The organism is Micromonospora sp. DT228 (assembly GCF_049841595.1).
In the GTDB taxonomy this organism is placed as follows: Bacteria; Actinomycetota; Actinomycetes; order Mycobacteriales; family Micromonosporaceae; genus Micromonospora.
This window is the reverse complement of record NZ_JBNCKO010000006.1, coordinates 30,978-45,309: the sequence shown is the minus strand read 5'-3', so window position 1 is coordinate 45,309 and position 14,332 is coordinate 30,978. Positions and strand designations below refer to the sequence as shown.

The window sequence follows — 14,332 nt, the reverse complement described above, 5'->3', positions numbered from 1 at the left end:
TAGGTGGGACCGTATCCGAACCGCACAGTCTGGGACGTGAGGACACAGCATGGCAGCCACTGGCACAGCCACCAGCACTGAGAAGGGTCGCCGGATCGTCGGAGCCGAGCGTCAGACGCTCGCCAAGGACCTGGTAAAGCGGTACACGTCGGGGGAGAGCATCCGCGCGTTGGCGGCCTCGACCGGCCGTTCCTACGGGTTCATCCACCGAGTGCTCACCGAGTCAGGGGTGCAGCTGCGTCAGCGCGGCGGTGCCCGGCGCCGCAAGAAGGCGTGACCCGCCTCCTCGCGTCGTCGACAAGCGCCACGCCCCGGGCCGCCAGGTGACCACCGAAGCGACCGGGGTTCGGTTGACCTGCGACGGGCCGGTCGCCACGGTGACGTTGTGCCGGCCCGACGTGCTCAATGCCCAGACGCCTGCGATGTGGCGCGCGCTGGGCGACTTCTCCCGCGAGCTGCCCGGCGACGTGCGGGTGGTGGTGGTCCGGGGCGAGGGGCGTGCGTTCTCCGCCGGCCTCGACCTCGCGGTGGCTGGCGCTTCCGGCCCCGGCTCCTTCGCGGAGCTGGCCACGCTGCCCGAGCAGCAGTGCGCCGAGCGCATCGCGGAATTCCAGGCGGGCTTCACCTGGCTGCACCGGCCGGACGTCATCTCCATCGCGGCCGTGCAGGGCCACGCGATAGGTGCCGGCTTTCAGCTCGCGCTGGCCTGTGACCTGCGGGTGCTGGCCGCGGATGCGAAGCTGTCGATGGCTGAGGTGACCCTCGGCCTGGTGCCCGACCTGGCCGGCACGAAGCGTCTCGTGGAGTTGGTCGGCTACGCGCGGGCGCTGGAGATCTGCGTGACCGGCCGCCGACTGGACGCCGCCGAGGCGGACCGGATCGGGCTGGCGACCCTTGTGGTGCCACCGGCCGAGCTGGATGGCGCGGTCCAGGACCTGACCGCCGGGCTGCTCGCCGGGGCCCGCGACGCGGTGGTGGAGATCAAGGCGCTGCTGGCGGGGGCGGCCGGGCGCTCGCACGCCGACCAGCAGCGCGCCGAGCGGGAGGCGCAGACCCGCCGACTGCGCGATCTGGCCGGCCAGGGAGAATAGGTAAGGACCGGACGGGAAGATCCGGGTTACGACCGAGGTTGTCACACTCGTCGGGAGAATGGGCCTGACGGTGCAGTCCGCCCGACGACCCGGAGGTGAGCGATGTCCAACCCGATGTCCGGCGGTGGCATGGCCGGGTGGAGCATGCTCCGGTCGATGCGCAACAGCGACGAGGTCTCCACCCACCGGCTCAAGCGCGGGGTCGCCCGACGCATCGTGGCCTTCGCCCAGCCCTACCGGCGCGACATCATCGTCTTCCTGGTCACCGTGGTCCTGGCCGCCGTCATCGGCGTGGCCACGCCGGTGCTCGCCGGCGACGTCATCGACGCGATCCACCGGGGCGGCACCGAGGCCGGCCGACTCGTGGTGAAGCTGGCCCTGTTCATCGCCGGGCTGGCCGTCGCCGACGCTCTGCTCTCGCTGGCCCAACGGTGGTATTCAGCCCGGATCGGCGAGGGCATCATCTTCAACCTGCGCACCCGGGTCTACGACCACGTGCAGCGGATGCCGTTGCAGTTCTTCACGCGTACCCAGACCGGCGCCCTGGTCAGCAGGCTCAACAACGACGTGCTGGGCGCCCAGCGGGCGTTCACCTCGACGTTGTCGGGGGTGGTCAGCAACGTCATCCAACTCGTGCTCACCGCCGCGGTGATGTTCACCCTCTCCTGGCAGATCACCGCGCTCTCGCTGGTGCTGTTGCCGATCTTCATCATCCCGGCCCGCCGGGTCGGTCGGCGGCTGGCCGACATCACGCGCGAGTCGTACAACCTCGACGCCAAGATGAACGCCACCATGACCGAGCGGTTCGGGGTGGCCGGCGCGCTGCTGGTGAAGCTCTTCGGCCAGCCGGAGATCGAGGCCCGCCGGTTCGCCGACCGGGCCGAGCGGGTCCGTGACATCGGCATCCAGTCGGCGATGTACTCCCGCACGTTCTTCGTGGCGATGCTGCTTGTCGCGTCGCTGGCCCAGGCGCTGACCTACGGCCTCGGTGGGTGGCTCGCCGTCACCGGCGGCGCCAGCGCGGGCACCGTGGTGACCCTCGCGCTGCTGCTCACGCGGCTGTACGGGCCGCTCACCGCGCTCTCCAACGTCCGGGTGGACGTGATGAGCGCGCTTGTCTCGTTCGACCGGGTCTTCGAGGTGCTCGACCTCCAGCCGGGCATCGTGGAGAAGCCGGACGCGGTGGCGGTGCCCCGGGGCGCCGGCCGGGTCGACTTCCGGGATGTGCGGTTCCGCTACCCGAGCGCCGCCGAGATCTCCCTCGCCTCGTTGGAGGAGGTCGCCACCCTGGACCGGACCGTCAACGAGCCGGTGCTCAAGGGTGTCTCGTTCAGCGTCGAGCCGGGGCAGATGGTCGCGCTCGTCGGCCCGTCCGGCGCCGGCAAGTCGACGCTGTCCATGCTCATCTCCCGGATCTACGACGTCACCGACGGGCAGGTGCTTGTCGGTGGGGTGGACGTGCGGGACGCCACGCTCACCTCCCTGCGCGACGAGATCGGTGTGGTCACCCAGGATTCGCACCTGTTCCACGAGACGATCGCCGAGAACCTTCGGTACGCCAAGCCGGACGCCACCGACGACGAGATCTGGGCCGCCCTGGCCGGCGCGCAGGTGGCCGACCTGGTCCGGGCGCTGCCCGACGGTCTGGACACCACGGTGGGGGAGCGCGGCTACCGGTTCTCCGGCGGCGAGAAGCAGCGCATCGCGATCGCGCGGCTGCTGCTCAAGGCCCCGTCGATCGTGATCCTCGACGAGGCGACCGCACACCTGGATTCGGAGAGCGAGGCGGCGGTGCAGCGGGCGCTGTCGGTGGCGCTGGCCGGGCGGACCGCGCTTGTCATCGCGCACCGGCTCTCCACCGTCCGCGACGCCGACCAGATCCTGGTCCTCGACGGTGGGCGGATCGTCGAGCGAGGGCGTCACGACGAGTTGGTCGCGGTCGGCGGGCTCTACGCCGAGCTGTACCGGACCCAGTTCGCGGTCGCCGACTCGCCCCGCCCGTTCGTCGACGCGACCGGCCCCGAGCCGGTGGTCATGCCGTTGGGCACGTACCGCGCCGACGAGCTGCTGCCACCCGCCGCCGCCAACTGATCTCTGGGCGACCGGGCCGTCGACACCGGGTGTGAGCCGACGAGATGCCGCCACCCGCCGCCAACGACATCCTCGCAGCCCGATCCATGTCGATGTCTGGACGTATGCTCACCGGACATGACCCGGAGAGCATTGATCTTTGCCCTCGCTGTCGTCGCAACATGCCTGGTCGTCGGGCTCGTTGTCGGTGTCCGGTCCAGCGGTCCGGACGGCGCCGCCACGCCCGAGGCGGTGGTCGCCGACTACGTGACGGCCCTTCGCGACAAGGACCGCGGAAAGCTGGCCGATATCGCGGATCCGGAGAACGATTCGGCGGCGGAGATCAACCGGCGGATCAGCGACCTTGGCGGTGATCGCCTCGTCCTGTCGGATCGGCGGTTCGACAAGACGGCGTCCGCCGCGGATGTGCGGGTGACCCTGTCCGGGCAGTTGGACGCGTCACCGTACTCCGATGTCATCTGGCTTCGTCGCGTCGACGGCGCGTGGTTCGTCGCACTGGGACCACCTCAGAACTCGAACCCGAAAGGCACGTCCTGAGACAGGCCTTTGATCAGCGCGAACGCCATCGCCGCCGAGGAGGAGTGAGAGCCCCCGTCGCCGGCGGTCCTCGTCCCCGCCCGCCGGCACACGTCCGGCTCCTACGGGGGCGGGCGCAGCGCGGCCAGGTCGCGTTCGATCACCGAGGCGAGCAGGTCGGGGCGGGTGACGTTGAGGTGGTGGCCGCCGTGCTCGACGAGGACCAGGCGCCGCTGGGGCAGGAACAGGTCCCAGTTGCCGACCGCCGCCGGGTAGTCGGCTGTCCGAGTGTCGTCGCGGGCCAGGACCACTGTCGCGGGCGCGGCGACCCGGTGCCCGTCGACGTCGTCGAGGGCCTGGTACAGGGCGTGCGTGGCCAGCGCGGTATCCCGCCGGAACGCCTCGGCCAGGGCGGCGCGGCGCGCGGGGTCCCGCTCGTGCGGCCCGCACGGGCCGGTGACCAGCCGGTCGGCGATCTCGGCGTAGCTCGGGCCGGCACCGGTCACGACGTAGTCCGCCGGGTCGGTCGAGCGCAGCAGCCGCGCCACCAGGATCAGCCGGTCCACCGGGACGCTGCGCGACTCCAGGGCCCGGGTCAGGTGCAGGGCGACCGGTGCGCCGGTGCAGTGGCCGAGGACCAGCACCGGGGCGTCGGCGGCGCGGCCGGTGACCTCCTCGGCCAGGTCCCGGACCAGGTCGTCGAGGCCGGCCGCGCCCTGGTCGGCGGGCACCTCCCGGCCCGTCGGCCGCACCCCGAGGATCCGTACCGGCACGTCGTGGGCCGCCAGGCTGCGCGCCAGCGGGAGGTACGCCGCCAGGCCGCCGCCCGCGTGCGGGACGCACACCAGCAGAGGGTCGGTGGTACGGCACCGGGTTCCGATGGCGGCGCCCAGGTCGGTGAGCGGGCCGCGACGTGCCGGTACGGAGCAGCCGCGCCGGGCGGTGGGCTCGATGGTCACGGAGGTCCTCGCCGGATCAGGGGGTGAGGTGGCCGAGGCCGAGCAGCCGGTCGGCCTCGGCGAGCCCGGCACGGCGGGCGGCGGCCCGCTCGGACCAGCCGCGGCTGATCTCCCCCAGCTCGGTGAACTGCCGGGTGCTCAGCGCCCGGACCGCCTCGGGATGAGCCGAGCCGCCGGTGAGGTCGCGGTGCGGAGCGCGGTCCACGTCGCCGTCCACGCCCTGCTCGCAGGCGGCACGCATCCGATCGGCGCGGAACCCCAGACGGTCGAAGACGGCCGTGAGCAGCCGGATCATCCCGTCGAACGTGTCGAACAGCTCGGGTAGCCGGTGGTCGGCATCGGCCGGCGCGCCAGCGCCGAACGCAACGCCGCGCCGGCTCAGGGACAGGGCGGTGGCGAGCGCGATCAGGTGGGAGGTCCGGACCCGGGCCTGGTCGAGGACCGGGAAGGGCCGGCCCGTGGCGACTCCCGCGATCTCGCCGGGCAGGTCGAGGTACCCGGCGTCGCCCCAGGCGCTGAGGTCGGTGACGTACCGGCTGACGGCGACCGCGACGGTGGCCAGCTCACCGGCCGGCTCCAGGATCCAGGATCCGGAGGCGACGGCAGCCAGGGCGTGCGGAGTGGCGGCGGCACAACCGAGCAGGCGGGCCATCCGGTCGCGGTCGAAGGCCAGGTCCTGACCGTTGCCGTCGCCAGCGCCGAGGGCGGCCGTGTTGCCGAGGTCGTACGTGTACAGCAGCCGCCGCCCGGAGCGCACCGCCTGGTCGGCGACCGCCGCGAAGTAGAACCCAGGGGTGATCAGCTGCCGGTCCGGTCCGGCCATCGGCAGGTGCGTGGTGCGCCGGGCGAGCGCCACCGCGGACCGGCCCAGCGCGACCAGGCAATCCCCCGCCCGAGCCAGCCGGTCCCGGGTGAAGAGCGCCTCCGCGCAGGCCCGCACGTCGGTCCGGCCGCCGCCCGCGTGCCAGAGGCCCGGGGTGTCCCGCAGCCGCTCGCGGGCCCACCGCTCCAGTGCGGTGGCGATGTCCGGCGCAGTCCCGGCACCGGTGATCGTCGCGGCGCGCCCGGCGTCGTGCAACAGCCGGCCGATGTCGGCCGCCTCCTGCTTGCTGAGCAGTCGCATCCGCTGGTATTCCAGCAGCCGCGCCTTCTCCACGGCGATGTGCCACGGCAGCAGGTGCTGGCCGGCGAGGCGGGCCGCCGGCCGGTGGCCGAGCGGTGTCGTCGGGGTCATCGGCCCCTCCTCCCGTGTGTCAGCGGCCCGGATGACAGCGAACCGGGCATCCAGTGGTTCGTGCGAAGATTTCCGGCATGGCAGACACCGCGCCGGCGCTGGCCGGCATCCGTACCGCGATCGACGACCTGGACGCCGAGATCGTCGGCCTTCTCGCTCGGCGCGCGGACCTGGTCCGGCAGGCCGCCCCGCTCAAGACCGACCGGCAGGCGGTGCGGGCGCCGGAGCGGGTGGCGCAGGTGGTGGCCCGGGTCCGGGCCCTGGCCGGTGCGGCCGGCGCGGACCCGGACCTGATCGAGCGGATCTACCGCGGCATGATCCAGGCGTTCATCGACATGGAGACCGTCGAACATCATCGCGTCTCCGGCGACTGATCGCCGCGGCACGCCATCATGCCCGCATCGGTGCGGCCCGAACCGCGACGCGGCGGGTCGTCACCGTCTGCAGCGCGGCCACGCCGAGGGCGGCCACCACAAGCGCCCCGCCGAGGTACCCCAGCGAAGGCGCGGCGATCGTGTCCAGGGCGACGCCGCCGACCAGGCCGGACAGTCCGATCCCCAGGAAGGTGGCCGAGCTGTTCAGCCCGATCGCGACGGCCGGGGCGCCGGGTGCGAATGCCATCAGCCGGTGCTGTTGCGGCACGGTCAGCGCCCAGGCCGACACGCCCCAGATGGCCAGGACCACTGTGGTGCCCGCGACCGATCCGGTGGCGGCCGGGAACAGCAGCAGGGCCGCGGCGAACACCGCGAGACCGCCGAGCAGCACCGGGGCCGCGCCGGCCCGGTCGGTGAGCCGTCCGCCGAGGGCGTTACCGATCAGTCCGGCGACGCCGAAGACCAGGAGGAACCCGGCGAGCGCCCCGGCGGTCACGGCGGTGCCGCCGGACAGGGCGGGCGCCAGGTAGGTGTAGACCACGAAGCCGCCGACGTAGTAGAGCACCGTGGTCAGGATCGCGAGCAGCACCTGCGGGTGGGCGAGGACGGCGAGGCGGGCGCGCAGCCCCGCGGGCGGTGGCGCCGGGACCGCCGGCAGGACGACGGCCAGGGCGACAAGCGCGAGCACGGCCAGCCCGGCGACCACCAGGAAGGTCGCCCGCCAGGCAAGCTGCATACCGACGTACGCGGTGATCGGCACCCCCAGCACGGTCGCGGCGGTGACGCCGCCGAGCACGACGGCCAGCGCGCGCCCGCGGCGTTCCGGCTCGACAAGCGCGGCGGCGCCGGCGGCCGCGGTCGGCGTGTACGCGGCCGCCCCCGCCGCGGCCAGCACCCGGGTCAGCAGCAGGACCGTGAAGTCGGGCGCGAGCGCGGAGAGCAGGTTGGCCGCCGCGAACAGGCCGAGCGCGGCCAGCAGCAGGGTACGGCGCGGCACCCTGGCGAGCAGGGCGGCCGCGAGCGGCGCGAAGACGGCGAACGCCACCGCGAAGACGGTGACCAGTTGCCCCGCCGCGGCGACCGAGACGTGCAGGTCGCCGGAGATGGCCGGGAGCACGCCGGCGGTCACGAACGTGTCGGTGCCGATCGCGAACGACCCGAGCGCGAGCAGGTAGACCCGGCGCATCTCAGGCCGCCACCGGCACGCGTACCGCGTCCCGCTTGATCTCGCCGCCGAGCAGCACCATCTCGATACGGTCGGGGTCACCCAGGACGGTGATCTCGGCGGCCGGGTCGCCGTCGGTGACGACCAGGTCGGCGAGGCGCCCGGGTGCGACCACCCCGGCGTCGTCGCCGCGGCCGGCCAGGGCCGCGCCGTTGGCGGTGGCCCAGCTCAGCACGGTGGGGGCGGGGATGCCGGCCACCTCGACGTAGACGCGCAACTCGTCGTTGTAGGTGCCGTGCGGGGTCCAGGCGAAACCGAAGTCGTCGCCGGGGACCAGGCGGATGCCCAGCTCCTGGGCACGCGGCAGGAGCCAGAGAGTGTTGTCGATCTCGTCCTGGAACTCCAGCTTCTCCAGGTACTCCGGGCTCTTGCCGTGCTGCTCGCCGAAGAGCAGCAGTTGCCGGGGCTGGTACAGGCTGGGGACGACGAAGATGCCACGCTCGGCGATCTGCTCCAGGCACTCCTCGTCGGCGTACGAGGCGTGGTCGATCACGTCGACGCCGGCGCTTATCGCGTTGCGGATGCCGTCGATGCCCCGGGAGTGTGCCCGGACCCGGACGCCCCGGGCGTGCGCCTTCTCGACGACCGCGCGCAGCTCGTCGAGGGTGTAGAGCAGCTCCTTGCTCTTCGCGTTCGGGTAGGTGTCGTCGCCGGACGAGAACGTCTTGATGATCTCGGCGCCCTCGTCGATCTCCTTGTCGGTGCGCTCGACCATCTCGGCGGCAGAGTCGACGACAGGCATCAGCTCGACCGGGATGCGCCGGGCGACCGCGGGATCGCGGCGGTCCGGCGGCGCGGAGACCATCAGGTCGCGGCTGCACGCGGTGACCCGAGGGCCGGTGATCCGGCCCTCGGCGATGGCGCGTTTGAGGGCCATGTCGATGCCGGCGACCGAACCGGCGCCGACCATGGCGGTGTAACCGAGCTGGAGCAGCCGCTCGGCGTTCGCGGCGGCGATCAGGGTGATCTCCGGCAGCGAGTACTTGAACATGGTGTCCCGGGCGGTGACCACGTTGTGGTAGGCGACGTGGGTGTGCCCGAGGGTCATGCCGGGCAGCACGGTCCGGCCGGTCAGCACGCGTACGTCCACGTCGGGCGAACCGGCCGGCGCGTCGCCCACCGGCATGACCGCCTCGATCCGGTCGCCACGGATCAGGATCGAGCGACCGGGCACCGAGGCACGGCCGAGCCCTTCCTGGACGGTGACGTCGTGCAGCAACAGCGGGCGCGTGGCGGGTGTGGTCATCGCTCGTCCTCGTCGGTGAATGCGGGTGTGGTGGGCGGGGTGTTCAGGGGCAGGGAGGTGAACAGCAGCCAGACGATCTGCGCGCCGGGTCGCCGGGCGAGCCAGTGCAGGTCGTGGGCGTGGCGGCCGTGGTCGTTGGTGAGCGCGAGGTCGGCGTCGCCGCGGGACAGCACCTGGGCGGCATCCATGGTGGAGCGGGCCGGGACCCAGTCGACGGCGCGGTCACGCAGGGCGGGCGGGCACAGCTCGGGGTAGAGCACGGAGACCTCGGACATGGTGGAGATCCGCAGCGGGGTACGGTCCGGGGTCTGCCCCTGGCGGGCGGCCAGCCCGTACGCCGGGGTGGGGTGGGCGAAGTGGAACAGCAACCGCAGCGCGGGGTGCCAGTGGAACGCGGTCGCGTCCCGGTAGGCGCTGGGCACCAGCGCCACCTCGGACCGCCCACCGGTGACGCTGTCGAGCACCGCGTCGAAGGTCGGGTGCAGGGTGACCTCCGGCCCGGGGTATCCGGCGGCGAGCAGCCGCTCACGCAGATGCCCGGCGGCGTGGTCGCTGCTGGTCCCGGCCGGGCCGAGGGTGCTCAGCCGCAGGGGGCCGTGCTCGCGCAGCACGGCGCCGAAGCGTTCCAGGCTGCGGGCGTAGGTGTCGCCGAAGGTCGTCACGTCGTGTACCCCCGCCGGGCGGCCATCGCCATCGCGACCTCCGTCTCGTGGTCCGGGGCGGTGCGCCGGTCCTGGATGCGAGCGGCCTTCCAGCTGACGAACGCGCCGGTGCTGACGATCTGGTCCAGTTCGCCGACGATCTCGACGGTGGCGGGCACCCCGAAGCGGTCGGCGAAGCGCCCGACCACACCGGCCCGTACCTCGTCCGGGTTGCCGCCGCCGTCGATCAGGTCGAGCCGGACGGTGACCCGGTCGCCGTCCGCGTCGGCGTCGATGACGATCTGGAAGCCGAGGCAGTCGCGGACGCCGTGCAGGACGGCCTCCTCCAGTTCGGCGGCGAGGTGCCGGCCGCGGCCCAGTTCGATGCGGTCCAGGACCCGGCCGACGACGTCCAGCCGCGGGCCCTTCAGCTCGCAGTCGCAGGTGTCCTGGCCGAGCCGGACCAGGTCGCCGGTGCGGTAGCGGATCAGCGGTTTGAGGCCGTCGATGAGAGTGGTGACGCAGAGCTCGCCGGTGCCGGTGCTGCCGAGCACGTCACCGCTGTCCGGGTCGATCAGCTCGGCGACGTAGTTCGGCGCGGACAGGTGCATGTTCTTGTTCTTGCAGGTGGTGCCGATGACGAAGGCTTCCTGCGAGCCGTACAGGATGTTGTAGGTGTCGACGCCCCAGACCGAGTCGATGTTGGCGGCCAGGGCCGGGGTGCACATCTCGCCGGTGAGGAAGAACAGTTTCACGTCGAAGTCCTTGGCCAGGTCGTACCCGTAGTGCCGGGCGGCCTTGGCCAGGTTGAGGCAGACGCCCGGGGTGCAGACGATCACCTCCAGCCGCAGGTCCTTCATCAGCTGCAGGGCCTTCTCGAACCCGATGACCGGCGAGTACGGCCAGATCTTGGCGTTGCAGGAGCCGACGTTGCGGGCCACGTCGCCGAGGGTGTCGCCGAACGAGTGCACCTCGGTGGGTCCCATCAGGCCGATCGCCGGGCGGCGGTCACCGAAGTGGTGCCGGAAGATGCTGCGCCAGCTCTCGGTGACGTGGTAGTTGCTGGCGATCACCTCCTTGCCGTCGCGCGGGCAGGGGGTCGCGCGGCCGGTGGTGCCGGTGGTCTCGTAGAAGAAGGTGCCCTCGGTGATGTCGCCGCTGAGCACGTCGAACATCTCCCGACGCAGGTCCGCCTTCGTGGTGAAGGGCAGCCCGGCGAGGGTGGCCGTGGTGGTCGTGGCCGGGTCGACGCCGGCCAGGTGGCGGCGGTAGAACGGGGAATTGCGCTGGGTGTGCCCGACGACGACGGCGAGGCGGCGGTCGTACCAGGCGCACCAGTCGGCCGCGGTCATGCTGTCGGCGTAGTAGCGGTCGCAGACGTCGAGGTATTCGGTGAGGAAGTCGCGGTATCGCGGGTCGGTGGGCAGCCACATAGGGGTCGGTGCCTTCTCTCGTCTCGCAGGGGTGGATCAGTGCAGGCCGCCGTTGACGTCGACGACGGCGCCGGTCATGTAGGCGGCGGCCGGCGACGCGAGCATGGCGATGACGGCGGCGATCTCGGCGGCCTGGGCGAACCGGCCCAGCGGAATGTCGTCGAGGTAGTGCCTGCGCCGGTCGGCGGGGATGCGGTCGGACATCTCGCTGTGCACGATGCCGGGGGCGACCGCGTTGACCCGGATCCGGTACCGGGCCAGGGCTCCGGCGAGGCTGCGGGTGAGGGCGATGACGGCGCCTTTGGAGGCGCCGTACGCGGCGTCCGGGCTGCCGCTGCGCCCGCTGATCGAGGCGACGTTGACGATCGCGGCGGGTTCGCCGTCGCCGGTCGCGGCGATCCGGCGGGTGAACGCCTGCGCGCAGTGGAAGGCGCTCTTGACGTTGCTGGCGAGCACCAGATCCAGCTCCTCGGGGGTGGTGTCGAGGAAGTCCCGGGCCAGGTAGACGCCGGCGTTGTTGACAAGCACGGCGAGCCGGCCCATCCCGGCGGCCCGCTCGAACGCGGCGGTGACCGCGCGCGGGTCGCCGAGATCGACGCTCAGGTGCTGGTGCGTGGCGCCGGGTGCGGGCGGGCGCAGGTCCAGACCGGCCACCGTGTAACCGGCGGCGGCCAGGTGCTCGCAGGTGGCGGCGCCGATCGCACCGGAGGATCCGGTCACCACGGCGAGCCGGCTCATCGCAGCACCCGCTCGTTGCTGCCCGGCACCGGCAGGTCGTGCCCGGTCATCCGGCGGTGCTCCCGCAGCAGGTGGATCATGTCGGTCATCCGGTCGACGAGGCGGGTCACCGCGTCGACGCCCTCCCGGTCGGCGAGGGCCTCGCCGCGGTCGCCGGCGTGCACGACCGCAGGGAAGCCGCTGCCGACCAACAGCATCCGGTTGAGCATCACGTTGTGCAGCAGTTGGGCGTGCACGTCGACGTGCGAGTAGCGGCGGCCGACCACGACGACCCCGCCGACCTTGTTGGTCAGCGGCCGGGCGAAGCGCAGATAGCCGACGCCGGCCCGCTCGATGAACTGCTGCATGAGGCTTGCGGTGCCGAAGCCGTGCACCGGGGTGGCGTAGATGATGCCGTCGGCGGCGATCATCCGGCGGACGATCCCGGGCATGTCGTCGGCCTGCCGGCACGTCTCGGTCCGGGTGTTGCACTCGCCGCACGGCCCACAGGCGGTGAAGTCGGTCCGGGCCAGCTCGACCACGTCGAGGCGTACGCCGCGGGCGGCGAAGCGGCCGGCCGCGTAGCCGAGCACCTCCGCGGTGTTGCCACCGATCCGCTCCGAGCCGTTGATCGCCACGACCGTGGGTTCGGCGCCCATGTCAGGCCCGCTCCGGCCGGCGCTCGCCGGGCAGGTGCCGGTCGATGAAGGACCGGAACACGTTCAGCCCACTTGCGGTGCAGATGCTCTCCGGGTGGAACTGCACCGACTCGATCGGCAGGTCGCGGTGGCGCAGTCCCATCACGTAGCCGTCGTCCTCGGCGCGGGCGCTGACCTCCAGGCAGTCCGGGACGCTGTCCTCCTCGACGATCAGCGAGTGGTAGCGGGTGGCCGCGAACAGCTGCGGCTGCGCGGCGAAGCAACCCCGCCCGTCGTGCATGATCCGGCTGGTCTTGCCGTGCATCAGGTGCTTGGCGGGGCGGACTATGCCGCCGAACGCGGTGCCGATCGCCTGGTGGCCGAGGCAGACGCCGAACATCGGGATCCGGCCGGCGAACGTGGTGACCAGCTCGACGTGCCCGGATTCGACCGGGTGACCGGGGCCGGGGCCGAGCACCAGCAGGTCGGGGGCCTCGGCGGCGATCCGGTCCGGGCCGGCCTCGTCGCTGCGCAACACGTGCGGTCGCGCGCCGAGGCTGCGCAGATACTGGTGGATGATGTAGACGAAGCTGTCGTACGCGTCCACGACGATTGTCTTCACAGCAGCTCCTCGCCCGTGACGGCCCAGACCGCCGCGCTCATCTTGGCCAGCGTCTCGCGCCATTCGCGGCTTGGGACGGAGTCGGCGACCACCCCGGCCGAGGCCCGGGTGCGATATCCCGCGCCGTCGCCGACGACGGTGCGGATGGACAGCGCCAGCACCATCTCGCCGGAGAAGTCGATGTGGCCGAACGCGCCGGCGTACAGGCCGCGGCGGCTCGACTCGGTCGCCTCGATGATCTCCATGGCGCGGATCTTGGGGGCGCCGGTCATGGTGCCGGCCGGGAACGTCGCGGTGATCACGTCGTACGCGTCGGTGTCCGCCTCGAGCCGCCCGGTGACGTTGGAGACCAGGTGGAAGACGTGCGAGAAGTCCTCGACCACCATCATCTCGTCGACCTCGACGGTGTCGACGCGGCAGATCCGGCCCAGGTCGTTGCGGCACAGGTCGACGAGCATGACGTGCTCGGCGATCTCCTTGTCGTCGGCGCGCAGCGCGGCCACCCGCCGCTCGTTCTCGGCCTCGTCCGGGCCGCGTGAGGTGGTGCCGGCGATCGGGCGCATGGCGATCGCGTCGCCCTCGACCCGGACGAACAGCTCGGGGCTGGAGCCGATCAGGGTGCGTCCGGCGATCGGGAGCAGGCACATGTACGGCGACGGGTTGCGCTGCCGCAGCCGCCGGTAGATGGTCAGCTCGTCCACGTCGCTCTCGATGCACAGCTCGTGGCCGATCTGGATCTGGTAGATGTCGCCCACCCCGATGTGGTGGAGGCAGCGGGCGACATCGGCGACGTACGCGTCCTCGGTGGTGCTGTCGCTTATCGACCGTGGGCGGGGCACGGGCGGCAGGTCGGCATCCGGCTCGGGTGCGGCGGCCAGCGCGGCGGTGACCGCGGTCAGGTCGAGCCGCGGCCAGTCCGGCGACTCGTGCACCAGCAGCCGGGCAGTGTTGTCCCGCAGGTCGACGTGGACCTGGCCCTGGTAGAGCACGAACGTCACGTCGGGTGGCCCGTCGGGGTCCTCGATGAGGTACGGCAGCTTCTCGAGGTAGCGGACCGCGTCGTACCCGAGGAAGGTGAGGAATCCGAGGCCCGGCTGGGGCGTGCTGCCGGTGTCGAAGCGGGCCTGCACGGCCCGCACGAAGCCCCACAGGGCGGGGTCGTCCGGCAGGCGCAGCCCGTCGGGGGTCTCGACCAGGGTGCCGGTGGCGATCCCGGCTGCCACGGCCTTGTCGCGTACGGCGGCGACGCCGGTGACCGCTACGGCGCCCTGGCGCACCGAGATCTCCATGAGCGGCTGGAAGCCCACGGTCGCCGACCGGCGGTCGGAGGCGGGTCCGGACAGCGATTCGAGCAGGTAGACGCCGGCCGCTCCGAAGATGGGGCGCAGGGCCAGATAGGCGGAGAGCGGGTTCGGGCAGGGCACGGCGGTCTGCCGGGTCCGTACCTCGATGCGGGACGCGCCCGGTGGATCGGAAAAAGGCATGGGGGTCTCTCCGGAGAAATGCGAGGAATGGGCGGGGAAATAGAGTGGTCAACGACGGCGA

At 72.3% G+C, this 14,332-nt stretch carries 15 protein-coding genes; 5 read left to right on the top strand and 10 right to left on the bottom strand.

The window, feature by feature from the left end; translation table 11 throughout:
• Nucleotides 1-49: 49 nt before the first annotated feature.
• The 4 genes from ACLQ29_RS14375 to ACLQ29_RS14360 all read left to right on the top strand — a co-directional run bounded on the left by ACLQ29_RS14375 (nt 50) and on the right by ACLQ29_RS14360 (nt 3,719).
• The gene (locus ACLQ29_RS14375; protein ID WP_007462679.1) at nt 50-277 is read left to right on the top strand and encodes a helix-turn-helix domain-containing protein; all 228 of its coding nucleotides are present in this window, start codon (nt 50-52) and stop codon (nt 275-277) included.
• A 46-nt stretch (nt 278-323) separates the two neighbouring features.
• Nucleotides 324-1,091: an enoyl-CoA hydratase/isomerase family protein gene (locus ACLQ29_RS14370; RefSeq protein ID WP_425772083.1), complete on the top strand. Its 768-nt coding sequence runs from the start codon at nt 324-326 to the stop codon at nt 1,089-1,091.
• A 114-nt stretch (nt 1,092-1,205) separates the two neighbouring features.
• On the top strand, nt 1,206-3,182 hold the full coding sequence (locus tag ACLQ29_RS14365) for an ABC transporter ATP-binding protein (protein ID WP_425772295.1): 1,977 nt from the start codon (nt 1,206-1,208) through the stop codon (nt 3,180-3,182).
• A 231-nt stretch (nt 3,183-3,413) separates the two neighbouring features.
• On the top strand, nt 3,414-3,719 hold the full coding sequence (locus ACLQ29_RS14360; protein WP_425772082.1) for a hypothetical protein: 306 nt from the start codon (nt 3,414-3,416) through the stop codon (nt 3,717-3,719).
• A 101-nt stretch (nt 3,720-3,820) separates the two neighbouring features.
• On the opposite strand, the gene ACLQ29_RS14355 is transcribed toward ACLQ29_RS14360, so the two are convergent.
• Entirely contained in the window at nt 3,821-4,657 is an 837-nt protein-coding gene (locus tag ACLQ29_RS14355; RefSeq protein WP_425772081.1) for a thioesterase II family protein, read from the bottom strand.
• A 16-nt stretch (nt 4,658-4,673) separates the two neighbouring features.
• On the bottom strand, nt 4,674-5,891 hold the full coding sequence (locus ACLQ29_RS14350) for a hypothetical protein (RefSeq protein WP_425772080.1): 1,218 nt from the start codon (nt 5,889-5,891) through the stop codon (nt 4,674-4,676).
• Between the two features lie 77 nt (nt 5,892-5,968).
• On the opposite strand from ACLQ29_RS14350, the gene ACLQ29_RS14345 reads away from it, so the two are divergent.
• Complete coding sequence (locus ACLQ29_RS14345; RefSeq protein ID WP_393362920.1) at nt 5,969-6,265, top strand: chorismate mutase; 297 nt, start codon at nt 5,969-5,971, stop codon at nt 6,263-6,265.
• Nucleotides 6,266-6,281: 16 nt separating this feature from the next.
• Here ACLQ29_RS14345 and ACLQ29_RS14340 read toward each other — a convergent pair whose 3' ends face one another.
• Genes ACLQ29_RS14340 through ACLQ29_RS14305 form a run of 8 tightly spaced genes read right to left on the bottom strand, consistent with a single transcriptional unit; the run spans nt 6,282 to nt 14,271 of the window.
• Nucleotides 6,282-7,451 (bottom strand): MFS transporter, encoded by a 1,170-nt coding sequence (locus ACLQ29_RS14340; protein WP_425772079.1) that lies wholly within the window; start codon nt 7,449-7,451, stop codon nt 6,282-6,284.
• A gap of 1 nt (nt 7,452) precedes the next feature.
• Complete coding sequence (locus ACLQ29_RS14335; RefSeq protein ID WP_425772078.1) at nt 7,453-8,736, bottom strand: amidohydrolase family protein; 1,284 nt, start codon at nt 8,734-8,736, stop codon at nt 7,453-7,455.
• Nucleotides 8,733-9,398 (bottom strand): prephenate dehydratase, encoded by a 666-nt coding sequence (locus ACLQ29_RS14330; protein ID WP_425772077.1) that lies wholly within the window; start codon nt 9,396-9,398, stop codon nt 8,733-8,735. Before ACLQ29_RS14330 ends, ACLQ29_RS14335 begins: the two co-directional genes overlap by 4 nt.
• The gene (locus ACLQ29_RS14325) at nt 9,395-10,810 is read right to left on the bottom strand and encodes a phenylacetate--CoA ligase family protein (RefSeq protein ID WP_425772076.1); all 1,416 of its coding nucleotides are present in this window, start codon (nt 10,808-10,810) and stop codon (nt 9,395-9,397) included. Before ACLQ29_RS14325 ends, ACLQ29_RS14330 begins: the two co-directional genes overlap by 4 nt.
• Nucleotides 10,811-10,846: 36 nt before the next feature.
• Nucleotides 10,847-11,548, bottom strand: a complete 702-nt coding sequence (locus tag ACLQ29_RS14320) for an SDR family NAD(P)-dependent oxidoreductase (RefSeq protein ID WP_425772075.1) — start codon at nt 11,546-11,548, stop codon at nt 10,847-10,849.
• Entirely contained in the window at nt 11,545-12,186 is a 642-nt protein-coding gene (locus tag ACLQ29_RS14315; RefSeq protein WP_425772074.1) for a flavodoxin family protein, read from the bottom strand. Before ACLQ29_RS14315 ends, ACLQ29_RS14320 begins: the two co-directional genes overlap by 4 nt.
• A gap of 1 nt (nt 12,187) precedes the next feature.
• Nucleotides 12,188-12,787 carry an anthranilate synthase component II gene (locus ACLQ29_RS14310; protein ID WP_425772073.1) on the bottom strand — a complete coding sequence of 200 codons (600 nt, stop codon included), beginning with the start codon at nt 12,785-12,787 and terminating at the stop codon, nt 12,188-12,190.
• Nucleotides 12,784-14,271 (bottom strand): anthranilate synthase component I family protein, encoded by a 1,488-nt coding sequence (locus tag ACLQ29_RS14305; protein WP_425772072.1) that lies wholly within the window; start codon nt 14,269-14,271, stop codon nt 12,784-12,786. The genes ACLQ29_RS14310 and ACLQ29_RS14305 overlap by 4 nt, the downstream gene beginning before the upstream one ends.
• Nucleotides 14,272-14,332: the final 61 nt, after the last annotated feature.